The sequence below is a fragment of the Flavobacterium seoulense genome (assembly GCF_000695795.1).
In the GTDB taxonomy this organism is placed as follows: Bacteria; Bacteroidota; Bacteroidia; order Flavobacteriales; family Flavobacteriaceae; genus Flavobacterium; species Flavobacterium seoulense.
Genome location: NZ_JNCA01000014.1, coordinates 44,354 through 68,902, shown reverse-complemented (window position 1 = coordinate 68,902; position 24,549 = coordinate 44,354). Strand labels below are relative to the sequence as shown.

Annotated in this window: 24 protein-coding genes; 18 read left to right on the top strand and 6 right to left on the bottom strand. The window is 34.3% G+C overall.

The annotated features are described in order from the left end of the window. The first annotated feature begins 111 nt into the window (after window positions 1-111). Window positions 112-1,113 (top strand): GTPase ObgE, encoded by a 1,002-nt coding sequence (obgE, locus tag FEM21_RS07485; RefSeq protein WP_035659257.1) that lies wholly within the window; start codon window positions 112-114, stop codon window positions 1,111-1,113. 345 nt (window positions 1,114-1,458) lie between these two features. Further along, a complete protein-coding gene (locus FEM21_RS07480; protein WP_160171310.1) occupies window positions 1,459-3,624 on the top strand; it encodes a T9SS type B sorting domain-containing protein in 2,166 nt (721 codons plus the stop codon). A 94-nt stretch (window positions 3,625-3,718) separates the two neighbouring features. Here FEM21_RS07480 and FEM21_RS07475 read toward each other — a convergent pair whose 3' ends face one another. Further along, on the bottom strand, window positions 3,719-4,708 hold the full coding sequence (locus FEM21_RS07475; RefSeq protein ID WP_035659255.1) for a glycosyltransferase family protein: 990 nt from the start codon (window positions 4,706-4,708) through the stop codon (window positions 3,719-3,721). A gap of 235 nt (window positions 4,709-4,943) precedes the next feature. Between FEM21_RS07475 and FEM21_RS07470 the strand changes: the two genes are divergently transcribed. Next, window positions 4,944-5,603, top strand: coding sequence for a tetratricopeptide repeat protein (locus FEM21_RS07470; protein ID WP_236353571.1), 660 nt, complete (start codon window positions 4,944-4,946; stop codon window positions 5,601-5,603). Window positions 5,604-5,641: 38 nt separating this feature from the next. Next, window positions 5,642-6,997 (top strand): UDP-N-acetylmuramate--L-alanine ligase, encoded by a 1,356-nt coding sequence (locus FEM21_RS07465; protein WP_035659252.1) that lies wholly within the window; start codon window positions 5,642-5,644, stop codon window positions 6,995-6,997. A gap of 75 nt (window positions 6,998-7,072) precedes the next feature. Here the strand turns inward: FEM21_RS07465 and FEM21_RS07460 are convergent, their stop codons facing one another. Further along, window positions 7,073-7,678: a DUF1287 domain-containing protein gene (locus tag FEM21_RS07460; protein WP_035659250.1), complete on the bottom strand. Its 606-nt coding sequence runs from the start codon at window positions 7,676-7,678 to the stop codon at window positions 7,073-7,075. 68 nt (window positions 7,679-7,746) lie between these two features. Between FEM21_RS07460 and radC the strand changes: the two genes are divergently transcribed. The 3 genes from radC to FEM21_RS07445 are packed head-to-tail and all read left to right on the top strand — an operon-like array spanning window position 7,747 to window position 9,906. Next, on the top strand, window positions 7,747-8,439 hold the full coding sequence (gene radC, locus FEM21_RS07455; RefSeq protein ID WP_035659249.1) for a RadC family protein: 693 nt from the start codon (window positions 7,747-7,749) through the stop codon (window positions 8,437-8,439). 7 nt (window positions 8,440-8,446) lie between these two features. Then, window positions 8,447-9,136, top strand: coding sequence for a YjjG family noncanonical pyrimidine nucleotidase (locus tag FEM21_RS07450; protein WP_035659248.1), 690 nt, complete (start codon window positions 8,447-8,449; stop codon window positions 9,134-9,136). Between the two features lie 2 nt (window positions 9,137-9,138). Next, entirely contained in the window at window positions 9,139-9,906 is a 768-nt protein-coding gene (locus FEM21_RS07445) for a hypothetical protein (protein ID WP_035659247.1), read from the top strand. Between the two features lie 109 nt (window positions 9,907-10,015). On the opposite strand, the gene FEM21_RS07440 is transcribed toward FEM21_RS07445, so the two are convergent. Then, on the bottom strand, window positions 10,016-11,293 hold the full coding sequence (locus tag FEM21_RS07440; protein WP_035659245.1) for a replication-associated recombination protein A: 1,278 nt from the start codon (window positions 11,291-11,293) through the stop codon (window positions 10,016-10,018). Between the two features lie 139 nt (window positions 11,294-11,432). On the opposite strand from FEM21_RS07440, the gene FEM21_RS07435 reads away from it, so the two are divergent. Continuing rightward, window positions 11,433-12,209, top strand: coding sequence for a rhomboid family intramembrane serine protease (locus FEM21_RS07435; protein WP_035659243.1), 777 nt, complete (start codon window positions 11,433-11,435; stop codon window positions 12,207-12,209). A 44-nt stretch (window positions 12,210-12,253) separates the two neighbouring features. Here FEM21_RS07435 and rlmB read toward each other — a convergent pair whose 3' ends face one another. The 3 genes from rlmB to FEM21_RS07420 all read right to left on the bottom strand — a co-directional run bounded on the left by rlmB (window position 12,254) and on the right by FEM21_RS07420 (window position 17,551). After that, window positions 12,254-12,988 (bottom strand): 23S rRNA (guanosine(2251)-2'-O)-methyltransferase RlmB, encoded by a 735-nt coding sequence (gene rlmB / locus FEM21_RS07430; RefSeq protein ID WP_035659242.1) that lies wholly within the window; start codon window positions 12,986-12,988, stop codon window positions 12,254-12,256. Between the two features lie 68 nt (window positions 12,989-13,056). Further along, window positions 13,057-14,460 carry a SusD/RagB family nutrient-binding outer membrane lipoprotein gene (locus tag FEM21_RS07425; protein ID WP_081824664.1) on the bottom strand — a complete coding sequence of 468 codons (1,404 nt, stop codon included), beginning with the start codon at window positions 14,458-14,460 and terminating at the stop codon, window positions 13,057-13,059. A gap of 16 nt (window positions 14,461-14,476) precedes the next feature. Continuing rightward, window positions 14,477-17,551 carry a SusC/RagA family TonB-linked outer membrane protein gene (locus tag FEM21_RS07420; protein ID WP_035659240.1) on the bottom strand — a complete coding sequence of 1,025 codons (3,075 nt, stop codon included), beginning with the start codon at window positions 17,549-17,551 and terminating at the stop codon, window positions 14,477-14,479. A 292-nt stretch (window positions 17,552-17,843) separates the two neighbouring features. Between FEM21_RS07420 and rpsL the strand changes: the two genes are divergently transcribed. From rpsL to rplV, 10 genes are all read left to right on the top strand, one after another. Further along, entirely contained in the window at window positions 17,844-18,227 is a 384-nt protein-coding gene (rpsL, locus tag FEM21_RS07415) for a 30S ribosomal protein S12 (protein ID WP_007136570.1), read from the top strand. Between the two features lie 115 nt (window positions 18,228-18,342). Continuing rightward, complete coding sequence (gene rpsG, locus FEM21_RS07410) at window positions 18,343-18,819, top strand: 30S ribosomal protein S7 (RefSeq protein WP_026727879.1); 477 nt, start codon at window positions 18,343-18,345, stop codon at window positions 18,817-18,819. A gap of 11 nt (window positions 18,820-18,830) precedes the next feature. Beyond that, a complete protein-coding gene (fusA, locus tag FEM21_RS07405; protein ID WP_035659238.1) occupies window positions 18,831-20,987 on the top strand; it encodes an elongation factor G in 2,157 nt (718 codons plus the stop codon). 11 nt (window positions 20,988-20,998) lie between these two features. After that, window positions 20,999-21,304, top strand: a complete 306-nt coding sequence (rpsJ, locus tag FEM21_RS07400) for a 30S ribosomal protein S10 (RefSeq protein WP_007803605.1) — start codon at window positions 20,999-21,001, stop codon at window positions 21,302-21,304. Between the two features lie 155 nt (window positions 21,305-21,459). After that, complete coding sequence (gene rplC, locus FEM21_RS07395; RefSeq protein ID WP_035659237.1) at window positions 21,460-22,077, top strand: 50S ribosomal protein L3; 618 nt, start codon at window positions 21,460-21,462, stop codon at window positions 22,075-22,077. After that, window positions 22,077-22,706: a 50S ribosomal protein L4 gene (gene rplD, locus FEM21_RS07390; protein ID WP_035659236.1), complete on the top strand. Its 630-nt coding sequence runs from the start codon at window positions 22,077-22,079 to the stop codon at window positions 22,704-22,706. Before rplC ends, rplD begins: the two co-directional genes overlap by 1 nt. Window positions 22,707-22,712: 6 nt before the next feature. After that, window positions 22,713-23,003 (top strand): 50S ribosomal protein L23, encoded by a 291-nt coding sequence (rplW, locus tag FEM21_RS07385; RefSeq protein ID WP_035659234.1) that lies wholly within the window; start codon window positions 22,713-22,715, stop codon window positions 23,001-23,003. Window positions 23,004-23,012: 9 nt separating this feature from the next. Then, window positions 23,013-23,837, top strand: a complete 825-nt coding sequence (rplB, locus tag FEM21_RS07380) for a 50S ribosomal protein L2 (protein ID WP_035659232.1) — start codon at window positions 23,013-23,015, stop codon at window positions 23,835-23,837. A gap of 7 nt (window positions 23,838-23,844) precedes the next feature. After that, entirely contained in the window at window positions 23,845-24,123 is a 279-nt protein-coding gene (rpsS, locus tag FEM21_RS07375) for a 30S ribosomal protein S19 (protein ID WP_024981511.1), read from the top strand. A 6-nt stretch (window positions 24,124-24,129) separates the two neighbouring features. After that, window positions 24,130-24,543: a 50S ribosomal protein L22 gene (gene rplV / locus FEM21_RS07370; protein ID WP_035659231.1), complete on the top strand. Its 414-nt coding sequence runs from the start codon at window positions 24,130-24,132 to the stop codon at window positions 24,541-24,543. Window positions 24,544-24,549 lie beyond the last annotated feature (6 nt).

Genomic DNA, 24,549 nt, shown 5'->3' with positions numbered 1-24,549 from the left:
TGTTGCGATAAAAAATGAACATTGGTAATAAATAAAAATAGGTTATGAGTTATGGGGTATGAGTAAGCTGCGTTATTCATAACCCATAACTCATAACTCAAAACCTAAATTATGACAGAGGGAAATTTCGTAGATTACGTAAAAATATTTGTTTCTTCCGGAAAAGGAGGAAAAGGATCTACGCACTTGCATAGAGAAAAATTTATCCAGTATGGTGGTCCGGATGGTGGAGACGGAGGTCGTGGCGGACACATTGTGTTAGTAGGGAATAAAGGACTTTGGACTTTGTTTCATCTAAAGTTTGCACGTCATATTAAAGCTGGTCACGGAGGTGATGGTGGAGGAGACAGAAGTACCGGTGCCGATGGAGAAGATAAAATTATCGAAGTGCCACTGGGAACAGTAGTTAAAGATAAGGAAACCGGAGAGGTTTTATTCGAAGTTACAGAACACGGAGAGAAAAAAATACTTTGTCAGGGAGGTAAAGGAGGTTTAGGAAACTGGCATTTTAGAAGTTCTACCAATCAAACTCCGAGATATGCTCAGCCAGGTTTACCCGGAGTCGAAATGGATGTGATTTTAGAATTGAAAGTTCTGGCCGATGTAGGTTTAGTTGGTTTTCCAAATGCTGGAAAATCTACTTTATTGTCAGTTTTAACTTCCGCTAAACCAAAAATCGCTGATTATCCGTTTACAACCTTAAAACCAAATCTTGGAATTGTAGCTTATAGAGATTTTCAATCGTTTGTCATTGCTGATATTCCGGGAATTATTGAAGGAGCAGCCGAAGGAAAAGGGTTAGGGCATTATTTTCTGCGTCATATTGAACGTAATTCGACATTGTTGTTTATGGTTCCTGTTGATACACCTGATATTAAAGCAGAATATGATATTCTAGTAAACGAATTGACTAAATACAATCCGGAGATGCTGGATAAAGAACGTCTTTTAATTATTACCAAATGTGATATGCTCGACGATGAGTTAAGAGACGAATTGAAAATAGAATTAGATATCGCTTTCAAAGATGTTCCTTATTTGTTTGTCTCTTCTGTTGCTCAACAAGGCTTAACAGAACTGAAAGATAAACTTTGGAAAATGTTGAATGAGTAAACGATTTTTACCAAATAATAAAAAACCACTAATGAATTTGATTTGTTAGTGGTTTTTTCTTTTAGTAATGTTATGAAATTTAGCAGGATGATATTAACACTAATTTTTTTATATATTTACTTAATAGTTTAAGAATGTATGAAACAAATAAACCTATTAGTTTATATTTTATTTCCGCTGTTTGCTTTTAGTCAAGATCTTTCTGTGAATTATGAAGTTTATGATCAATCTTTTGGAAAGATAGCGAATAGTAATAAAAGGGTAGCGACTTCAAATTTTGAATTTTGTGATACTGATAGTGATGGCATCATTTCCATAAATGTAGAAGAATTAAAAAATTATGCATTGGATAACCATTCGCTACAAGTATCTGGAGAATCTGGTGTATATATCGGTACGGATCTAGGCAGAATACACTTAGTTACTGATTTGATGACTAATCCTACTCTAAAAAATGTATGTATTAATTTAGGTTTTGCATTAGTAGATATTGCCTATAATCAAAATGGTGATATGTATGTTTGCAATGCAAAAAATATTTACAAAATAAATAAAACAGATTGTACTATTGAGAATGTACATTCGTTTAATACCATAAGTGGTATTAATTCCCTATCATTTGACAGACAATCAAATATTTATTTGGGAGGTAGTAGTTCAGTAGTATATCGTCTCAATAATGGAAATTATAATCAATTAAATGTATGGAATGACTTTGGAACGGGTCGTCCCGCTGGTGATTTTGTAATGTTTGGCGATAAAATGTATATCGCTTGGAGTTTAAATGGAAATTGTTTGCTTTATCAAGTGACTGTTGATAATAATATGAATTATGTTTCGCATAGAGTTTTAGGAAATCTGCCAATTAATACATTCGGTTTAGCCAGTGAACTGGGAAGCTTATATGGTGTTGCATCAACTGAATTATTTAGGATAAACATCAATTCAAATTCGATCAGCAATGAAACTATTTTAATGAATAATGGTTTGGCTGGTGCATGGTGGGGAGCAGCAGGAATAAATGAAGCTGTTGCTTTTGATGTAAAGGTGTATGAAACAGTTGTCGACGCTCAAAATCAAGTAAATGCATTACCTTCAGGCTGGAAAAATACAATTGCAGGAGGGCAAACAGTATATGTCGTTATAAAAAACTCAGTCAATCAGCAATCTGAAATTGTACCTGTTGACATAAAAATAAGAATTGCTCCATCTTTTACAACGCCTGAAAATATTGTACATTGTGAATCAGATACAAATGCATCTCTTTTTAATATCAATGGGACTGTTTCTGAAATTATTGGATCACAAACTAATGTGGATGTTAGTTTTCATGAATCTGAAGTAGATGCAATGAATGACAGAAATCCATTGCCAGACCTCTATAGCATAAGTGGAAAATACAAAAAAGTATATTTTAGAGTAACGAACTCAATAGCGGGCTGTTTTTCTGTTTCAAGTTTTGATTTAATTATAAATGATTCTCCAATTTTTACGATACCAAATGATATCACGATTTGTGATGTATTTCCTTTTGATCTTAATCTAAAAGCTTTGGAATCTAAGATAGTTGGAAATCAATCTAATGTGCAGGTTACTTTTTATGAGTCTGATATAGATGCTTTAAATAATAGTAATCCATTACCAAATATATATATCGTCAACAGTAGTTCTAATCCTATTTATTTTAGAGTGACGGATGTGTTGACAGGATGTTTTTCTATGTCTAAATTTGGATTTAAGACGAATTTAAGACCCGCTTTTTCAAAGCCAAAAGATATTATTGTTTGTCAAACCCAGAATTCAGATAATTATTTGGATGATCTTGATAATAAAATTCAAGAAATCCTAAATGGTCAAAATTCTACAAATTTTATTGTTAGTTTTTACAAATCCCATGATGATGCTTCCAATAAAATTAATGAAATAACTTTTCCATATAATATTAATGAGAATGATGATGAGATTTTTTTTAGAATTGAAAATTCGTTGACTAGCTGCTTTAATATAAGTTCTTTTTTTATTTATTTAAGAGCAGAAAGTCAAAATGCTAATATTCCATTTTCAGTAAAAACGAGCGATTGGAAAAGTGAGCGAAATGAAATAGAAATTATTGCAAGTGGTAATTATGAGTATTCTATGGATGGTTTAACTTATCAGGATGATCCTGTATTTAAAGATTTATTACCAGGTGAGTACCAAATTTTTATTAGAGATAAAGAAAGTTGTTCTGTAATTAGTGAAGATGTTTTTTTAATGATGTATCGCAATTTTTTCACACCCAATGGCGATGGGATAAATGATTATTGGAATATTATAGGCTCTTCAAGTAGTTCGAATATAAAGATTATGATATATGACCGATATGGTAAGCTTATCAAAAATTTAAATGGAAACAGTTTAGGCTGGGATGGTACTTTTAATAATAATCCAATGCCTTCATCAGATTATTGGTTTGAATTAATTACAGAACAAGGAAAGAAACTGAAAGGTCATTTTTCTTTAAAAAGATAAACTTTGGAAAATGTTGACTGAGTAAACGATTTTTACCAAATAATAAAACCACTAATGAATTTGATTTATTAGTGGTTTTTTGGTTTAAAATATTCTATTCTTTATACGTATCAAACATATATTGAAGCGTTTCAGGAATATTATTGGCACTCATAGCAGGATAAATGACTTCAGTATTTAACCAATTTTCGATAATATTTCCAAAATCATTTCCTACGTCATAAACTACAGGAACTCCCATTTTTTTGAGTGCTGCCGCATTGCATTCCTGTTCGTAATGACTGCGAATAGGAATGCTAAGGACTTTCTTTTTAAGATATAAAGCTTCGGCAGGAGTTTCAAATCCGCCGCCAGTAATAATCCCCTCACAGGAAATCAAGCTCTCGTTGAATTTTTTTTGGTTCACCGGAAAATAAGTAATATTTCCAACGGTATGTTTGAATTCAATTCCCTGCAAAAACCAGTGAAAATGTACGTCGCTCACTTTGTTAAAAGCTTTTTCTAAACAATCTTTATCGAAAGAAGGTAAATAAACCGTAATGTGTTTTAAGTTGGTTGGTTCGGCCTGAACAATTTCATCTTTAATAATAGGAGGAAGAATAAATGAATCGTATTTTTCAAAATGTAAGCCTATATTTTTAGGAGAAGGAGCATAATGTTTCAAAATCATTTCGCCCATTAAACTCTTTTTTTCTGGTCGAGGAGTATTGGCAGAAATAAAACTAGCCTGATGTCCTAATTGTACCGAATGTACTTTCTGCATTTTACAGGCAAGCGAAGTAATCGAGTCAAAATCATTGATGATTACATCGTATTTTGTTAACGGGAGCGCATCGGCATCTTTGTATATTTGGCGTGGTTTAATGTTTTTAACAATATCCCAGTAATTTAGTCCGCCACATTTACTGTAATGTAAACTACAGCCTTTGCTTTTGAATTTTATGGGTAATTTAATGTCTAGAGTTGCATTGTTTCCACTTAAAAAGAAATCTACTTCGCCATATTTTTGTAGATAAGGATACAGCTGGGTTGCTCTGCTTATGTGACCGTTTCCTGTTGCCTGAATGGCATAGAATATTTTCATATTTACAATTTAAAATGTATTGATTAACATTTTGTTTCTTTCAAGAACAGGAAATATAGGTTTCCTTTTCGCTAACGAAAGTATTCTTTAGGTGTTAGGATAAGGTTGTTTTAAGATTGCTATTTTGTTATTATTTTAGTTTTTTATAAATGATGAAAGTTTAATAATCTTTATTTAATTTCCTTATTTTTGGAGAATGAAACAATTCTTATTTTGCTTTATATTTCTGCCGCTAATGGTTTTTTCTCAATCTAATTTTGAGAAAGCAGAGAATTTATTCGAACAGCAGAAATGGGAAGAATCTCAGGAAGCTTTCGAGAAAATTCTAAAGATAGATCCGTCTAATATCAAAGTCATAGAATATTTAGGCGATATAGCCGGAAATCAAAAAGAGTGGGATGAAGCTTTGTTGTATTACGGAAAATTAAAAAAAGCAAAACCATCTGAGGCTAACTTTCATTTTAAATATGGCGGAGCTTTAGGAATGAAAGCTTTAGGAGTGAATAAATTCAAAGCTTTGGGAATGATTGATGAAATTAAATCTTCATTCGAAAAAGCCATTCAGCTTAATCCAAAACATATTGAAGCACGCTGGGCATTAATTGAATTGTATTTGCAATTACCCGGAATTGTAGGTGGAAGCGAGAGTAAAGCTGTTAAGTATTCAAACGAATTGTTGAAAATTTCTGCCGTTGACGGACATCTATCCAGAGGACATATCGATGAATATTTTAAGAGATATACCAAAGCCGAACAGCATTATAAAAAAGCGATTGCTGTGGGAAATTCACGAAAAACCTATCAAAAACTAGCTAATTTATATGCTAACAAAATGAATTCGCCAGAAAAAGCAAAAGCAGTTTTGGATGAATTTAAAAAGAAAAATGACGATTAATTAAAAAAGATAAACTTACGCAGAAGCGAATATTTAATATGAAAACACATTTTATTGCCATTGGCGGAAGCGCTATGCACAATCTGGCTTTAGCATTACACAATAAAGGATATCAGGTAACAGGAAGTGACGATGCTATTTTTGAACCTTCAAAATCACGTTTGGAAAAAAAAGGAATTTTACCGGCTGAACTGGGTTGGTTTCCTGAAAAAATCACTGCCGATATTGATGCTGTAATTTTAGGAATGCACGCTAAAGCGGATAATCCGGAATTGTTGAAAGCTCAAGAATTAGGCTTGAAAATTTATTCGTATCCGGAATTTTTATACGAACAATCGAAAAATAAAACCCGTGTGGTTATTGGTGGTTCTCACGGAAAAACAACGATTACTTCGATGATTTTGCACGTGATGCATTATCATGATATTGAAGTAGATTATATGGTGGGGGCACAATTAGAAGGTTTTGATACCATGGTACATCTTACGGAAGAAAATGATTTTATGGTTTTGGAAGGCGATGAATATTTGTCTTCTCCAATAGACAGACGACCAAAATTTCATTTGTACCAACCAAATATCGCTCTGATTTCAGGAATTGCCTGGGATCATATCAATGTGTTTCCAACGTATGAAAATTATGTGGAGCAGTTCGAAATTTTTATTGGTAAAATTACTAATGGCGGAATTTTAGTTTACAATGAAAACGATGCTGAAGTAAAACGTGTGGCTGAAGCTGCGACGAATCCAATTCGAAAAATAGCATATCATACGCCAAATTATAAAGTAGAAAACGGAATCACCTTATTGGAAACTCCTGAAGGCGACATGCCAATTGAAGTTTTTGGCGCGCACAATTTGAATAATTTGGCTGGAGCTAAATGGATTTGCCAAAACATGGGCGTTGATGAAGCTGAATTTTATGAAGCAATTGCCAGCTTTAAAGGCGCTTCAAAACGTTTAGAAAAAATTGCCGAAAGTAAAAATAAAGTAGCTTACAAAGATTTTGCCCATTCGCCATCAAAGGTTTCAGCAACTACAAAAGCCGTAAAAGAGCAATATCCGGATAGAACTGTAGTAGCTTGTTTAGAATTACATACTTACAGCAGTTTGAATGCCGAGTTTTTAAAAGAATACGAAGGAGCTCTTGAAAATGCTGATGTTGCTGTAGTTTTTTATTCGCCTGATGCGGTAAAAATTAAACAGCTTGAAGAAGTAACTTATGAGCAAATTGCGAAAGCTTTTAATCGTGAAGATTTAATTATTTATACCAATCCTGCTGAGTTCAAAGAATATTTGTTCAATTTAAATTTAGATAATTCAGCTTTATTGTTGATGAGTTCAGGGAATTATGGAGGATTAAACTTTGATGAAGTAAAAGGTTTGATTAATTAGTCAATTAATCAGTTTGAAAATTATAAAATGTGTCAATTGTTTTGCAGTTGGCACATTTTTTTTGAATTATCTATTTCATTTTTCATATTTAAAATGTCCGACAATTTCATATTTGAAAAGACAATCTTCAAGAATTTGGCCTCCGCCAATGTTGTGAACAATTAAATTTCGTTTTCCATCAGCTGATTTTTTATTGGTAATAATGCCAATGTGTGGTAACTTCTCGTTAATCATCCAGGTCACTATTTCTCCCGTTTTATAATCATTTGCATTTTTTGAAACAGGTAATTTTTTGCCTTTTCTTTCAAAGAAAACTTCAAGATTAGGAACTCTTCGATGATCAATATTCGTATCCGTTTTTCTCATTCCCCATTTTTTTAAATTAGGATATTTAGAAAAATTAGTCTTCATATCTTCATGTACTTCTTTTTGTAAATCAATACCCAATTTTCGATAAGCCCGAATAATAACATCAGTACAAACTCCTTTATTTTTAGGAATGTCGCCATTAGGGTATTTTATGCCAAAATAAGAGGGATCGTAGATTACATTTGGATCAATTATGGCAATTGCTGCGTCTGATAATTTAGTTGCAAATGTTTTATTTGTTGTTTGAAGCTGTCCTTTGGATTCTGTAGTTAAAAATAAAATTAGAAATAAGAATAAATAAATTGGCTTCATAATTTATCTTTATTAAAATAACGTTATTTTTACTTTCGTAGTATGCTTAATTTTAAAATGATACGATTTTGGAACAAAATAATTTTCCGATAACAAATTGGTCTGAAGACGATAAGCCACGCGAAAAGTTAATGCTGAAAGGCAAAAGTGCTTTGAGCGATGCCGAGTTGATTGCGATCCTGATAGGCTCTGGAAACAGAAACGAATCGGCGGTGGATTTAAGTAAAAGGATTTTGTCGAGTGTAGATAATAATTTGAATGCATTAGGGAAATTATCGCTTCAGCAATTAATGAATTTTAAAGGAATTGGCGAAGCAAAAGCGATTTCGATAATTGCTGCGATGGAATTAGGAAGAAGGAGAAGAGCAGAAGATGTTATCGAATTGACTAAAATTACTTCGAGCAAAATGGTTTTTGAAATCATGCAGCCCATTATCGGCGAATTGCCACATGAAGAGTTTTGGATTTTATATCTTAATAATTCGAATAAAGTACTTTCAAAAATGCAGCAAAGTAAAGGCGGAATTACAGGGACGATGGTCGATGTTCGTTTGGTTTTTAAAACAGCACTCGAACTTGGAGCTACAGCCATTATTTTGTGTCACAATCATCCTTCAGGAACTTTAGTTCCCAGTGATGCCGATAAGCAAATTACTAAGAAATTAAAGCAGGCAGGCGAAAGCTTAGATGTTAAAGTTTTAGACCATTTGATTGTGACTGAAACAAAATATTATAGTTTTGTAGACGAAGGAATATTTTAGCAGCAAAATGAGAATTGACAGTATAAAAGACGTGTTTTTTGATTTAGATCATACACTTTGGGATTTTGATAAAAATTCGAAAATAACTTTCGAGAATATTTTTACCAGAGTTCATCCTGAAGTTAAGATAGATTCTTTTATCGAACATTATATCCCAATTAATCAGGCATGTTGGAAATTATATCAATTTGATAAAATCACACATCAGCAATTGCGTTATGATCGTTTGAAAATGTCTTTTGATGCAATCAATTATCAAATTTCAGATATCGAAATTGATCACGTTGCTCAGGAATACATTGAATTACTGACTGAGAATAATCATCTTTTTGAAGGAACTTTTGAAATTTTGGATTATCTGAATGAAAAATACCGACTGCATGTTATTACCAATGGTTTTGCTCATGTACAGGTAAAAAAGTTAACGAATGCTAAGCTAAATCCTTATTTTGCTACGGTAACAAATTCAGAAATGGCAGGAGTTAAGAAACCAAATCCTATTATTTTTGAATATGCTCTGGATTTGGCTAAAGCCAAAAAAGAAAGCAGTATCATGATTGGCGATTCAATAGAAGCAGATGTTTTTGGCGCATTAGATGCCGGAATTGATGCGATTTATTTTAATGAAAGTAAACAAACTGTGGCGCAAAATATAAAACAAATTAATCATTTATTAGAACTTAAAAATTATTTATAACCATGAGAAAATTATTCCTATTTTTTTTATTGCTTGTTTCCAGTTTTGGATTTGCACAATCTTTAAACGATTATAAAACGGTCGTTGTACCATTAAAATACGAATTCTTAAAAACCGAAAATCAATATAGATTAGCCACTTTGTCTAAGTTTAATTTGAACAAAGTAGGATTTGATGTGTATTATTCGAATCAGGTGGTTCCTAATGACATTAACCGTTGCGCTGTATTAAATTATGATATTGTAAAAGACAGTGGTTTTTTGACTACAAAATTATACATCACCTTTAAGGATTGTTATGGCAAAATTGTGTATCAGTCAGAAGTGGGAGTGAGTAGAGAAAAAGAGTTTCAGGTAGCTTATACAGATGCTTTAAACAAAGCTTTTGGTTTTCTTTATGAATTAGAATATCAATATAACGGAGGTGCAAATGTTGCAACAGTCGAACAGCCACAAAGACAGGAAAGAACTGAAAAAGCGGAGAAACGTGAAGTTGTTGAAAAAGTAGAAACAGCACCGCAATCAACACCAGTTGTTGCAGTTGATCCAAATGAATTGCTTTTTGCACAACCACTTGCCGGAGGGAATTATCAGCTTATTGATAGTAAACCAAGTGTGGTAATTAAGTTGTACAAAACTTCAGATGCTAATTCATTTTTGGCTCAAAAAGGTAATCAGCAAGGAGTTTTAGTAAAGAAAGATAATCAATGGTTTTTTGAATACTATCAAAATGATAAATTAGTTTCTGAAAAAGTAAACGTTAAGTTTTAGTTCAGATTTCAGATTTCAGATTTCAGATTTCAGATTTCAGATTAAGAATGTTAATCATCTAATCTGAAATCTGATTTTTTTTTTTAAAATTTCTAACTTCCAACTTCTTCTAATAACCGTATTTGTCTTTCCAGCGGTTTTTAAGGAAATCACGGGTTGCGTTTTCTCTCGAATTATTTCCAGGAACATAAATAGGAGTGTTTTCTATTTCTTTAGGTAGATATTCCTGTTCGGCAAAATTATTAGCATAATCATGCGAATATTTATAATCTTCACCGTAGCCTAGTTCTTTCATTAATTTGGTAGGTGCATTTCGCAAATGTATTGGAACCGATAAATCCCCGGTTTGTTTTACAATTTGTTGCGCCGTATTAATTGCCATGTACGAAGCATTACTTTTAGGCGAAGTAGCTAGATAAATAGCGCATTGGCTTAATAAAATTCGGCTTTCGGGATAACCAATAGTAGTTACCGCCTGAAAAGTATTATTGGCCATAATTAAGGCTGTAGGGTTTGCATTTCCGATATCTTCACTTGCAGAAATAAGTAATCTTCGGGCAATAAATTTGACATCTTCACCGCCTTCAATCATTCTGGCGAGCCAGTAAACAGCGCCATTAGGATCACTGCCGCGAATGGATTTAATAAAAGCCGAAATAATGTCATAATGCTGTTCGCCACTTTTGTCATACAAAACCGTATTTTGTTGTACTAATTCGAAAACACGATCATTAGTAATGATAATTTCGTCCTCAGCCGAAGCGTTTACGACCAATTCGAAAATATTCAATAATTTGCGACCATCGCCTCCGGAAAGTCGCAATAAAGCTTCCGTTTCTTTTAATTGAATATTTTTAGTTTTTAAATAAGTATCTGTTTTCATGGCGCGTTCTAAAAGTGATTCTAAATCAGCTTTTGTAAACGCATTCAAAGTATAAACCTGGCAACGCGAAAGTAGAGCGGGAATTACTTCAAAACTTGGATTTTCGGTGGTAGCACCTACAAGTGTAATCCAGCCTTTTTCTACGGCTGCTAATAAGGAATCCTGTTGCGATTTGCTAAAACGGTGAATCTCATCAATAAACAAAATAGGGTTTTTGGCAGTGAAAAGTCCGCCACTTTGTTTGGCTTTTTCAATTACATCACGAATATCTTTCACACCCGAATTGATGGCACTTAGTATAAAAAAAGGACGTTGCGATTCCTGAGCAATAATTTGTGCTAAGGTCGTTTTTCCTGTTCCTGGTGGTCCCCAAAAAATTAATGAAGGAATAATTCCTTTGGCAATTTGCTGTGTCAAAGAACCATTTGGACCAACCAAATGCAATTGACTGATATATTCGTCTAATTTTTGCGGGCGTATGCGTTCTGCTAGTGGTGCTTCCATTTGTTTTTTCTGAATTCCAAATTTATGACATTAAAGCTATTTCATCAACAAATATTCGAATTACCGAAACAACTTTATGACAAAATAGCATTATATTGTTTTTTGGTTACATAATTGATTTAAATTTTCTAAAAATAAAATGGATAAGCATTTCAAATTTACAAACTGGGTTATAGGATTGCCACTTTTTTTCGTGTTGTTCCTTTGGTTTGTGTATTGGCTCGAAATCCGTTTTGATTTTGATTTTGTCGAAAACGGAATTTATCCACGGACTTTCTCAGGATTACAAGGCGTAATTTTTAGCCCTTTTATCCATTCTGATTTAAATCATCTTTATAATAATTCGATTCCGCTTTTGGTTTTGTTAGCTGCTTTAAAGTTCTTTTATTCGAAATTATCAATTCCGGTTATTGGTTACGGAATTTTATTTTCAGGAATTTTAACCTGGTTAATTGGGAGAGAAAGTTACCATATTGGCGCAAGCAGTTTGATTTATGTGTTGTTTGCTTTTATTTTTATCAAAGGGATACTAACGAAATATTATCGTTTGGTAGCTTTGTCCTTAGCAGTAATTATAATGTATGGTGGGATGATTTGGTATGTTTTTCCAAAGGTTGATGATAGTGTTTCCTGGGAAGGACATTTGGCAGGTTTGATAACTGGCTTTGTTTTGGCTGTTTTATACCAAACGCCTGAATTTAAAAAAGTCCCAAAATACGAATGGGAAATGCCTGATTATAATCCTGCAGAAGATAAGTTTATGCAGCGATTTGATGAGGGCGGTAATTTTGTAAATCTTCCAAAAATAGAAGAAGAGGAGTTTGACACTTTTTCGAATTATTATTATATTTCCAGTCAGGAAGTAAATTATGATATTATTCCAAATGAAAAAAACGAATCAAAACCAGAGTCTTAATTCGTTTTATATGTTTTAAAGCTTAAATCTGCAATCTAAAATCATTAGCTTCTCTGTCTTACCGCCTCGTATAAAAATGCTCCACAAGCTACAGATACGTTTAATGAACCGATTGTTCCAAACATTGGCAATTTTGCTTTCTCATCTACAATTTTCAGAACAGAAGGATTTACGCCGCGGTCTTCAGAACCCATAATAATAGCAACTCCTTCTTTTAGATCTACATTGTAAATAGTGTCATCTGTTTTTTCAGTTGCGGCAACAGTTTTTATCCCGCTTCCCTGTAAAAGAAAGATAGCGTCTTTAATGTGTTCGACTTTACAAATTGGAATATTAAAAACCGCACCGGCAGAAGTTTTAACAGTATCACCATTTACAGGAGCAGAACCTGATTTTTGGATGATAATTCCGTTTACTCCGGTACATTCGGCAGTTCTGATAATAGCGCCAAAATTACGTGCATCTGAAATTTGGTCAAGAATTAAAAATAATGGTTTTTTACCATTTTCGATAACTGTTTCAATCAAAGTTTCTAAGTCAAAAAATGAAATAGGAGAGATTGAAGCAACAGCCCCTTGATGATTATTAGGGGTAAGTTTGTTCAATTTCTCAACAGGAACATAGGAAAAGTTAACATTAGCACGTTTCATGACTTTCATTAAGTCTTTCATCAATTCGCCAGAAGCTTCTTTTTGAATGTATACTTTGTCTATTGTTGTGCCTGCTTGAATTGCTTCTATAATGGCTCTAATCCCGAATATTTGATGTTCTTTTTCCATGGCGCAAATATATAAAAAAACCATTCGCCTCGGCGGATGGTTTTTATTAAAAATGTTAGGTGTTTAAATTAGTTTTTATCCCACCATACTTTTGTGGTAACATTACTAACAACTGTTGCTTTTGGGTTGTAGATTCTTTCTTCTGAAGGTGTAGGGAATCTAACAGGGATTGCTTTGGTGTTAGTGTTTTGATTAGGAATCAAAGCAGGCAAACCAGTTCTTCTATAGTCGTTGTAAGGTTCCATAGTTAAGAAAAGAGCATTGTATTTTTGTTGAATAATTGTTGCTAAGTTAACAGTCGATGTAGCTGCAGCTAAGAAACTTGGAGTTGCATTTGTGCCTGTCACTTTTAATACAGAAGCAGCAATAGCTTCTTCTAATGCAGGTTTGGCATTTTGACTTAATCTAAGTTTTGCTTCAGCTTCAATGAATTTTGCTTCTGCATAAGTTACAATTCCAATAGGAGAGCTAGGACTTGCATAGGCTGGCCCAATGTAAGAAGATGAAGTAGTAGATAAATCGTCTGGAGCATTCCCAACATAAATTGCAGGAAGAATAGGTTTTCCATCTGCATCTTTATTAGAGTTAGCTATCGAGAATGCTAACCTTGGATCATTGTTGTTTTTTAAGGCATCAACAAAAAAAGCACCGGTTTTTAGGTAATTTTCACGGCTTATGTCAAGAGCATTCCATTGATTAAGGCCGTTTGCTGTTCCTGGGAAAAAAGTATTGGCGTCATCAGAGTTTGATGTCATTCCTGATGCTGTTATAAAATCTAAAGCTTTTTGAGCAGCATTATTGTCAACTTCAGTTAATCTTAATGCAAACCTGGCTTTTAAAACATAGGCAACTTTAATCCATTTTTCAACATCACCGTTAAAAATATAATCAGCTTTATCAGGTACTGAAATGTTACTAGATTCTGGTTTGTTTAGATTTGTAATAGCATTATCTAAAATTGTTTGTAATCTTTGATAGATTTGTTCCTGAGTATTATAAGCTGGAGTTCTATTTCCTTCTTCAGCTAAAAAAGCTTCATCATAAGGTACATCTCCCCAAAGATCAGTCGCGTATCCAAGGTTAATAGCAGTTAATATTTGGCCAATACCATTGTAGTAAGGATAATCATCGGCAAAATCACGATTTAATATATGACCAGATACAAGTGTTGTCCCATATAGAGTATTCCATTCATTATTTAAGTCTTGTTCGGTGAGAATATAGCGTTGAAGTTCGCCTAATTGTCCAATACTTGTTCCGGCAAGATGTTGATCAAAAATATTTGAAGTTCTTATTAATCCACTCGTGTGTGTCGAAAATGTAGACACTTCCATAGCTGATAATAGTAAGCTAGGTGTTGTTGTGGTTGGCTCATTTGGGTTTTCGTTAAAATTATCTAACTCTGATTGGCAACTAAATAAGAAGCCAGCGCTTAGTGTTGATAATAGTATTGTTTTGATATATTTTTTCATTTTTATTTTTTTTATATTAGAAACCAACTTTAAGAGACATGATGAATGATTTGCTTCCTGGATTGTTGAAATAATCTAATCCGTTAATTCTAGATCCTGCTCCTGTTAAACTTGTTTCAGGATCAACACCTTTATAGTTAGTATTTAGCCATAGATTTCTTCCAGTGAATGAGATTTGTGCTGAATTAAGAAATGAAAAGCGTTTTACATTGAAATCATAGCTTAAGGTAACATCTCTTAATCTGATCCAGTTTACATCAGTTACTGCTTGTTCTTCAGCTCCACCACCATCTCCTAGGTATTTTCTGTAATAATCCTGAGCACTTATTGAGATGTTGTTGGTTGTTCCGTCTTCTTTAACACCATCAATAATATAGGTACGCTCTCTGTCTGCTGAAGCTTCAGAAACTCCAAAATTATGTAGTCTTGCAAGCGTTCCGTTGTATACAGCGCCGCCGTGTCTAAAATCTAATAAACCTGAAATTGTTACTCTTTTATATGAGAAAGTGTTTCTAAGTCCTCCTGTCCATTTTGGTGCTGAATTACCTAGGTTTCCAACTTCATCAGCAATTATAGCTAAACCATCGCTACCAATAATTTTATTGCCATTGTCGTCACGAGCCCATTTTCTTCCATAAAAACTACCTAAAGGTTGTCCTTTTACTGCGTAATATCCTATCGAACCAAATGCTGCTTCAATTTCAACTTCATTTAAACCTCCTGCTATATCGGTAACTTCATTTTCGTTTTTAGACCAATTCAGGTTAATGTTCCATTGAAATGGATTGCTTTTGTTGAAAATGTCATATCCTAGCTCAATTTCAAGACCTTTATTAACTAATTCTGCAGCGTTTTGATATACTGATGAAAATCCGCTTGAAGTAGGTAATGGTAAAGTAATTAATAAGTCTTTTGAAGTTTTGTAGTATGCATTAATGTCAAAAGTTAAGCGGTTTTCAAGAAATTTAGTACTTAATCCTAATTCATGACCTAATACTCTTTCTGGTTTTAAATTTTGATTTCCTAGGCTACCTTCAAGTGTCATTCCGTTAACTTGATTGTAAGGAAAAGAAAGTCCATCGGTAAAACCATCTGTCATAAAAGGTTGGGTGTAGGTGCTAAGTGTTTTGTAAGCTTGCGGTGCTATACCAACCTCACCATAACCATAGCTTAATTTTACAAAATTGATTACTTCAGGTAAGTCGAAAGTACTAGTTAGAATCCAAGCTGCTGATGCAGCAGGAAATATGGCACTGTTTACTGAAGTTCCGTAAGTTGAAGACCATTCTTTTCTTACAGATCCTGTAACGAATAATTGATTTTTAATGTCAAATTCTAATTGTCCAAATAATGCTCTTGACATTATATTTTCGTCTTCGTTTGAAGTAAATAATTGTGTTGCATTAGACAGGTTGTAATTTCCTCTTACAGCAAGTTCTTTACCTCTTGAAAACACATTGGTTTCTTGAGAAGAACGTAAGTTAAGACCTGCTGTGTAATTGATTTTTAGCCATTCAGAATCTAATGGTAACAAACCAGATGCAATAAAATCAGCATAATATTGTTTGTTGGTGATGTTGTTAAGAGCTACTTCTCCAATACCACCAAGATTATCACCGTTTGATGAGATTGCAAAAATTTGTTTTCGATAATCTGAGTAGGTATCAATACCTGCTTTTGCTGTTAAAGATAACCAGTCAGCTGGTGTGTAAGTTAAAAACATGTTACCGAATACACGGTTAACGTCACTTGTGGCCGGATTTTCGTTTACTGTAAAATATGGGTTATCATAAGACCCAAAATAGTTAGTATTGTTTCCTTCAGCGTCTTTATAATTTCTTAGATCGTAGCTTCCTACTGAACGTAATAAACTAAGCATCACCCCAGAAACATTACTTCCGTTTTGTGCTAAAGTGTTGGTGGTGTGAGTGTATTGTAAACTACCACCTGTTTTCCATTTTTCGCTTAGTTTTAAGTCTCCTACGATTCTTAAAGTATTTCTTTTTAATCCAGTTTCAGGAATCATTCCTGTTTGTGTAACATTTCCATAAGAAGCTCTATAAGTAGCTTTGTTATCACCACCATAAAAAGAAATGTTGTTTGTATAAGTTAAACCTTCTTTGAAAAAGTTTCCAACATTGTCATACATTGGTATTCCTAAAGACTCAGCAGTCGGTCCCCAACTTTGTGGAGTGTTTGTTCTGTACTCAGGAATTTTTGTGGTTGTGTTAATGTCACCTTGAGCATATTTATTTTGTCTAGATGGCAATTGACTTACTTTGTCAATAGCTAGGGAGGTTGAGAAATCAATTCCTAAACCTTTACCAATTTTTCCTTTTTTTGTAGTGTAAAGAATAACACCGTTACCTGCTCTTTCTCCATAAAGGGCAGCTGCAGCTGGTCCTTTAAGTATGCTTACGCTTTCTATGTCGTCAGGATTGATGTCCAATGCTCTGTTAGAGTTGTTAATTCCGGACAAATCAGCGTTAAAAGGATTGTCTCCTGCTGTAGTTTGGCTGGTAGTGTTGTCAATTGGTACGCCATCAATTACTATTAAAGGATCTGAAGAACCTGTGATGGTGTTAACTCCTCTAATGATGATTTTACTAGAAGCTCCAGGTGTACCTCCTGATCCAATAACTTGAACACCTGCAGCTTTTCCAGCTAAGGCTTGCATTACGTTTTGTTCTCCTGATTTTGAAATTTCGTCTGAGGTTATTTTTGACACTGCGTACCCAAGTGTTTTTTCAGATCTTTTAATTCCTAAAGCCGTAACAACTACGCTTTCTAATTCTACAGCATCTTCTGCTAGTTTTACGGATATTGTAGTTGAATTGGCTAGTCTTTCTTGGGGTTTCATGCCAATATAACTAAAAACTAGTGTTTGGGAAGGAGAAGCTTTGATGCTGAATTTGCCATCAAAATCTGTTTGTGTACTTGATTGTGTTCCTTTGATCAAAACGCTAACGCCTGGTAGGGGTAGTCCAGCATTGTCTGAGACAATTCCTGTTACGGCTCTTTCTTGTGCGTAAGAAAACTGAGTTATTATTACTATTGCCAGTAGTAATAATTTTTTGATTTTTACTTTCATTTAATTTGTTATTTGGGTTCTTGCTGTAAATTTCTTAATTTTTTGTTAAACATCCTAGTGTTTGCTGATTGTTTTTTGATTTTGCTGTGTTTTTTGAGAATGACTTAATGATTACTGCTTTTTTTTAAATCAAATGTTATAAAAACATTGTCTTTTTTTTAATATTTTATGCTGGTATATAATCTTGTTGAAAATTAATGGATTAACATTTGTAGAGTAAAAAATAATTTATACATTTGCAACCCCGTAAAAAGCGGGATTTATATTTACATAATAATTTTTAGTATTAATTATGCCAACAATTCAACAATTAGTAAGAACAGGAAGAACTCAGATAACTAAGAAGAGTAAATCGGTTGCTTTAGATTCTTGCCCTCAACGAAGAGGAGTTTGTACGCGTGTTTACACTACTACACCAAAAAAACCAAACTCAGCGATGCGTAAAGTAGCGCGTGTACGTTTGACAAATGGTAATGAAGTGAATGCTTACATCCCAGGTGAAGGTCACAATCTACAAGAGCACTCGATAGTATTAGTTAGGGGTGGAAGGGTAAAAGATTTACCAGGAGTTAGATATCACATCGTTCGTGGTGCGCTTGATACATCAGGTGTTGCCGGAAGAACGCAAAGAAGATCTAAGTATGGTGCTAAACGCCCAAAAGAAGCAAAAAAGTAATTTAAAACGTTAAGAGTTGGAGGTTAGGAGTTGAGGGTTAGGATTGAGACATGAGTTAAAATCTCTAACACTAACATTTAACGGATAACCCATAACTTTTTATTAAAAAAAAGACATGAGAAAAAGAGCGGCAAAAAAGAGACCACTTTTACCAGATCCAAGATTTAATGATCAGCTGGTAACGCGTTTTGTGAACAACTTAATGTGGGATGGTAAAAAATCTACAGCTTTTAAAGTTTTTTATGATGCAATTGATATCATTGAAACTAAAAAGCAAAATGACGAAAAAACTTCATTAGAAATCTGGAAAGATGCTTTGACTAACGTTATGCCTCACGTAGAAGTACGTAGTCGTAGAGTAGGTGGAGCTACATTTCAAATTCCAATGCAAATTCGTCCAGACAGAAAAATTTCTATGGCAATGAAGTGGTTGATACTTTATTCTAGAAGAAGAAACGAAAAGTCAATGGCTCAAAGGTTGGCTTCTGAGTGTTTAGCTGCGGCTAAAGAAGAAGGAGCTGCTGTTAAGAAAAGAATGGATACTCACAAAATGGCAGAGGCTAATAAAGCTTTCTCTCACTTTAGATTTTAATTCATAAAGAAATGGCTAGAGACTTAAAATATACAAGAAATATAGGAATTGCTGCTCACATTGATGCTGGTAAAACAACAACAACTGAGCGTATTCTTTTTTATACAGGTAAATCACATAAAATTGGTGAGGTGCACGATGGTGCAGCAACAATGGACTGGATGGCGCAAGAGCAAGAAAGAGGTATTACTATTACTTCTGCTGCTACAACTTGTGAGTGGAATTTTCCAACTGAGCAAGGTAAATTATTGCCAGAATCATTGCCGTACCACTTTAATATTATTGATACTCCTGGGCACGTTGACTTTACTGTAGAGGTAAATCGTTCTTTGCGTGTACTTGATGGTTTAGTTTTCTTGTTTTCTGCTGTTGATGGTGTTGAGCCTCAATCAGAAACTAACTGGAGACTTGCTGATCAATATAGAGTTCCTCGTATGGGATTCGTAAATAAAATGGACCGTCAAGGTTCTAACTTCTTGGCAGTTTGTCAACAAGTTAAAGATATGTTGAAATCAAATGCAGTTGCTATTACTTTGCCAATTGGTGAAGAGAATGATTTCAAAGGAGTAGTTGACTTGGTGAAAAATCAAGCTATTGTATGGCATGATGCTACTCAAGGAGCTACTTTTGATATTGTTGATATTCCTGCTGATATGGTTGATGATGTGAAACATTATCGTTCTATCCTTATTGAAGAGATTGCTACTTATGATGAGAATCTTTTAGATAAGTACATGGAAGATGAAAACTCTATTACTGAGGAAGAAATCAACAATGCATTGAGAGCTGCAACTATGGATATGGCTATCATTCCTATGATTGCTGGTTCTTCTTTCAAAAACAAAGGAGTTCAATTCATGTTAGATGCGGTATGTAAATACTTGCCATCTCCAATGGATAAAGAAGGTATCAAAGGAATTCATCCAGACGATGCTGAATTGTTAGAAGAAGATCAAACTCAAATCTTGCGTAAGCCAGATGTTAAAGAGCCGTTTGCTGCTTTAGCATTTAAAATTGCTACTGACCCGTTCGTAGGTCGTTTAGCTTTCTTCCGTGCTTACTCAGGAAGGTTAGATGCTGGTTCTTATGTTTTAAACACTCGTTCAGGAAATAAAGAAAGAATTTCTCGTATCTACCAAATGCATGCTAACAAGCAAAATCCAATCGAATATATTGAGGCTGGAGATATTGGAGCTGCTGTTGGATTTAAAGATATCAAAACTGGAGATACATTGTGTGATGAAAAACACCCAATTATTCTTGAGTCTATGAAATTCCCTGCACCGGTAATTGGTATTGCTATTGAGCCTAAAACTAAGGCTGACGTAGATAAGATGGGTATGGCTTTGGCTAAATTAGCTGAGGAAGACCCAACGTTTACGGTTAGAACTGATGAGGCTTCTGGGCAAACTATTATCTCTGGTATGGGTGAGCTTCACTTAGATATCTTAGTAGATCGTATGAAACGTGAATTCAAAGTTGAGGTTAACCAAGGTGAGCCTCAGGTTGAGTACAAAGAAGCGTTTACAAGATCAGCTCAACATAGAGAGGTTTACAAGAAACAATCTGGAGGTCGTGGTAAATTCGGTGATATCGTATTTAGAGTTGAGCCTGCTGATGAAGTTGATGGTAAAGTTCCAGTTGGATTACAGTTTGTGAATGAGGTTAAAGGTGGTAACGTTCCTAAGGAATATATCCCTGCTGTTGAAAAAGGTTTCCGTGAGGCTATGAAAACAGGTCCTTTGGCTGGATACCAAGTTGATAGTTTAAAAGTAACTTTATTAGACGGATCTTTCCATCCGGTGGATTCTGATGCTCTTTCTTTTGAATTAGCGGCTAGAATGGGTTATAGAGAAGTGGCTAAAGCTGCTGGAGCTGTTATTCTTGAGCCAATCATGAAAATGGAAGTTATTACGCCAGAAGAAAACATGGGAGATATCGTAGGTGATATTAACCGTCGTAGAGGTCAGGTTAATGACATGGGTGATAGAAATGGTGCGAAAACTATTAAAGCTGATGTGCCTTTATCGGAAATGTTTGGATATGTAACTACATTGAGAACATTGTCTTCTGGTAGAGCTACTTCTACAATGGAATTCTCTCACTATTCAGAAACGCCTTCTAATATTTCAGAAGCAGTAATCAAAAAAGCAAAAGGAAACGCTTAATCTTTAAGAAAATGAGTCAAAAAATCAGAATAAAATTAAAATCTTACGATCATATGTTGGTAGATAAGTCTGCTGAAAAGATTGTAAAAACGGTTAAGACTACCGGAGCAGTGGTAACAGGACCAATTCCTTTGCCAACTCACAAAAAATTGTTTACAGTATTGCGTTCTCCGCACGTAAACAAAAAAGCAAGAGAGCAATTTGAAGTAATGTCATATAAAAGATTAATTGATATTTATTCATCTTCATCTAAAACTATCGATGCTTTAATGAAATTAGAATTGCCTAGTGGAGTTGAAGTAGAAATCAAAGTTTAAGTTTTTTTCAAGAGTAAATTAGAGCACTTCGTTTAAGTGAAAAGTTTTTTTTGGTTTGTGTGTAAATAAGTTATACTTTTGCACCACTTTTAAAAACAGCTTCACTTAAACGATTGTGTTCTGTTTTTATATTTAATAATTAATAATTAATATTTATGTCTGGGTTAATTGGTAGAAAAATCGGCATGACTAGTCTTTTTGATGAGAACGGGAAGAATATTCCTTGTACTGTTATTGAGGCAGGTCCATGTGTTGTTACCCAAGTCAGAACCAATGAGGTTGACGGGTATGAAGCGTTGCAACTTGGTTTCGATGACAAAAACGAGAAACATTCCACAAAAGCGGCTTTAGGTCACTTTAAAAAAGCTGGAACTGTTGCTAAGAAAAAAGTCGTTGAATTCAAAGAATTTGCAACTGAACAAAAATTAGGAGATCTTATCGATGTTTCTATTTTTGAAGAAGGAGAATTTGTAGATGTGCAAGGTGTATCTAAAGGTAAAGGTTTTCAGGGTGTTGTTAAACGTCACGGTTTTGGTGGTGTTGGGCAAGCTACTCATGGTCAGCACAACCGTTTAAGAGCGCCAGGTTCTGTAGGAGCTTCTTCTTATCCATCTAGAGTATTCAAAGGAATGCGTATGGCTGGAAGAATGGGAGGAGATAATGTAAAAGTTCAAAACCTTAGAGTTTTAAAAGTAGTGGCTGATAAGAACCTACTTGTTATTAAAGGATGTGTTCCTGGTCATAACAACTCTTATGTAATCATTCAGAAGTAATGGAAGCAAAAGTATTAGATTTCAACGGAAAAGATACTGGAAGAAAAGTTCAACTTTCTGATTCAGTATTTGGTATAGAGCCAAACAATCACGCAGTATATCTTGATGTAAAGCAATATCTTGCTAATCAACGTCAAGGAACGCACAAAGCTAAAGAAAGAGCTGAAGTAGCGGGAAGTACTCGTAAGATAAAAAAACAAAAAGGAACTGGTACTGCTCGTGCGGGTAGTGCAAAGAATCCATTGTTTAAAGGTGGTGGAACAGTTTTTGGGCCAAGACCAAGAAGTTATTCATTCAAATTGAATAAAAACTTGAAAAGATTGGCAAGAAAATCTGCTTTCTCAATTAAAGCAAAAGAGTCAAATATTATTGTTCTTGAAGATTTTAATTTTGAAACGCCAAACACTAAAAATTTCATTAACGTTTTGAAAGCTTTAGAGTTAGAAAATAAAAAATCATTATTTGTGTTGGGTGATACCAATAAAAATGTATATTTGTCGTCACGCAATTTAAAAGCTTCTAATGTCGTAAGTTCTTTAGAATTAAGCACTTACGCTATTTTAAATGCTAATAATTTAGTGCTTTTAGAGAGTTCTTTGGAGGTAATTGAAGAAAATTTAAGTAAATAATAGGATATGAGTATCATAATTAAACCTATAGTAACGGAAAAAGTAACCAAAGAAAGTGAAGTTTTAAACCGTTTCGGATTTGTTGTTAACAAAAAAGCAAACAAAGTTGAGATTAAGAAAGCTGTAGAGGCTGCTTATGGAGTAACTGTTTTAAGTGTTAACACAATTAATGTAAGACCGGATAGAACTACAAAATACACTAAAAGTGGTTTAATCAGTGGAAAGACAAATGCAATCAAAAAAGCAATTGTTCAAGTACAAGAAGGAGAAACAATTGATTTTTACAACAATATCTAAGATATAACAATGTCAGTAAGAAAATTAAAACCTATTACCGCAGGTCAGCGATTTAGAGTTGTGAATGGTTATGACGCCATTACAACTGATAAGCCGGAACGCTCTTTGATAGCGCCGATAAAAAACTCTGGAGGTAGAAATAGTCAAGGAAAGATGACCATGCGTTACACGGGTGGTGGTCACAAGCAGAGATATCGTATCATTGATTTCAAAAGAACTAAAGATGGAATTCCAGCTACAGTGAAGTCAATCGAGTACGATCCAAACAGAACTGCTTTTATTGCTTTATTAGCATATGCTGATGGAGAGAAAACGTATATTATTGCTCAAAACGGATTGAAAGTTGGTCAGAAATTAGTTTCTGGTGCTGATGCTCAACCTGAAATTGGGAATACATTACCTTTAAGTAAAGTTCCTCTAGGAACTGTAATTTCTTGTATTGAATTGAGACCTGGTCAAGGAGCTGTTATTGCTCGTTCTGCAGGAACTTTTGCTCAATTAATGGCAAGAGATGGAAAATATGCTACAATTAAAATGCCTTCTGGAGAAACAAGATTAATCTTGTTGACTTGTTCGGCTACAATTGGAGCAGTATCTAACTCTGATCATCAATTAGTAGTATCTGGTAAAGCAGGTAGAACAAGATGGTTAGGTAGAAGACCAAGAACAAGACCAGTAGCGATGAACCCTGTTGATCACCCTATGGGAGGTGGTGAAGGTCGTTCTTCTGGAGGTCATCCACGTTCTAGAAACGGAGTACCGGCTAAAGGTTACAGAACTCGTTCTCCGAAAAACCCGAGTAGTAAGTATATCGTAGAACGTAGAAAGAAATAATTAAGATATGGCACGTTCATTAAAAAAAGGACCTTTCGTTCATTATAAGTTAGAAAAGAAAGTTGAAGAAAACATCGCAGGTGGAAATAAAGGAGTGGTTAAGACTTGGTCTAGAGCTTCTATGATTACTCCGGACTTTGTTGGGCAAACTATCGCAGTTCATAACGGTCGTCAATTTGTACCGGTTTACGTAACAGAAAACATGGTAGGACACAAATTAGGAGAATTTTCACCAACTAGATCTTTTAGAGGTCATGCTGGAGCAAAAAATAAAGGTAAAAAATAAGAAGCAATGGGAGTTCGTAAAAGAGAAACAGCAGATGCGAGAAAAGAGGCTAATAAGTCTATTGCTTTCGCGAAATTGAATAACTGCCCTACTTCACCTAGAAAAATGCGCTTAGTAGCGGACTTGGTAAGAGGTCAGAAGGTAGAAAGAGCACTTAACATTTTAAGATTCAGTTCTAAAGAAGCTTCAAGAAAATTAGAAAAACTATTATTGTCTGCAATCAATAACTGGGAGCAAAAAAATAGTGAAGATAATTTAGAAGAAGCTGGATTATTTGTTAAAGAGATCAGAGTAGATGGTGGAATGATGTTAAAAAGACTTCGTCCAGCTCCGCAAGGTCGTGCACACAGAATTAGAAAACGTTCTAATCACGTAACTATCGTGTTAGGAGCTATTAATAATAACACACAAGCAAATTAATACAAG

Bases quoted from the DNA above. Each gene is read 5' to 3' on its own strand.
- obgE (WP_035659257.1), top strand. From the start codon at position 112: ATGACAGAGGGAAATTTCGTAGATTACGTAAAAATATTTGTTTCTTCC.
- FEM21_RS07475 (WP_035659255.1), bottom strand. From the start codon at position 4,708: ATGAAAATATTCTATGCCATTCAGGCAACAGGAAACGGTCACATAAGC.
- FEM21_RS07470 (WP_236353571.1), top strand. From the start codon at position 4,944: ATGGTTTTTTCTCAATCTAATTTTGAGAAAGCAGAGAATTTATTCGAA.
- FEM21_RS07465 (WP_035659252.1), top strand. From the start codon at position 5,642: ATGAAAACACATTTTATTGCCATTGGCGGAAGCGCTATGCACAATCTG.
- FEM21_RS07460 (WP_035659250.1), bottom strand. From the start codon at position 7,678: ATGAAGCCAATTTATTTATTCTTATTTCTAATTTTATTTTTAACTACA.
- FEM21_RS07450 (WP_035659248.1), top strand. From the start codon at position 8,447: ATGAGAATTGACAGTATAAAAGACGTGTTTTTTGATTTAGATCATACA.
- FEM21_RS07445 (WP_035659247.1), top strand. From the start codon at position 9,139: ATGAGAAAATTATTCCTATTTTTTTTATTGCTTGTTTCCAGTTTTGGA.
- FEM21_RS07440 (WP_035659245.1), bottom strand. From the start codon at position 11,293: ATGGAAGCACCACTAGCAGAACGCATACGCCCGCAAAAATTAGACGAA.
- FEM21_RS07435 (WP_035659243.1), top strand. From the start codon at position 11,433: ATGGATAAGCATTTCAAATTTACAAACTGGGTTATAGGATTGCCACTT.
- rlmB (WP_035659242.1), bottom strand. From the start codon at position 12,988: ATGGAAAAAGAACATCAAATATTCGGGATTAGAGCCATTATAGAAGCA.
- FEM21_RS07425 (WP_081824664.1), bottom strand. From the start codon at position 14,460: ATGAAAAAATATATCAAAACAATACTATTATCAACACTAAGCGCTGGC.
- FEM21_RS07420 (WP_035659240.1), bottom strand. From the start codon at position 17,551: ATGAAAGTAAAAATCAAAAAATTATTACTACTGGCAATAGTAATAATA.
- rpsL (WP_007136570.1), top strand. From the start codon at position 17,844: ATGCCAACAATTCAACAATTAGTAAGAACAGGAAGAACTCAGATAACT.
- rpsG (WP_026727879.1), top strand. From the start codon at position 18,343: ATGAGAAAAAGAGCGGCAAAAAAGAGACCACTTTTACCAGATCCAAGA.
- fusA (WP_035659238.1), top strand. From the start codon at position 18,831: ATGGCTAGAGACTTAAAATATACAAGAAATATAGGAATTGCTGCTCAC.
- rpsJ (WP_007803605.1), top strand. From the start codon at position 20,999: ATGAGTCAAAAAATCAGAATAAAATTAAAATCTTACGATCATATGTTG.
- rplC (WP_035659237.1), top strand. From the start codon at position 21,460: ATGTCTGGGTTAATTGGTAGAAAAATCGGCATGACTAGTCTTTTTGAT.
- rplD (WP_035659236.1), top strand. From the start codon at position 22,077: ATGGAAGCAAAAGTATTAGATTTCAACGGAAAAGATACTGGAAGAAAA.
- rplW (WP_035659234.1), top strand. From the start codon at position 22,713: ATGAGTATCATAATTAAACCTATAGTAACGGAAAAAGTAACCAAAGAA.
- rplB (WP_035659232.1), top strand. From the start codon at position 23,013: ATGTCAGTAAGAAAATTAAAACCTATTACCGCAGGTCAGCGATTTAGA.
- rpsS (WP_024981511.1), top strand. From the start codon at position 23,845: ATGGCACGTTCATTAAAAAAAGGACCTTTCGTTCATTATAAGTTAGAA.
- rplV (WP_035659231.1), top strand. From the start codon at position 24,130: ATGGGAGTTCGTAAAAGAGAAACAGCAGATGCGAGAAAAGAGGCTAAT.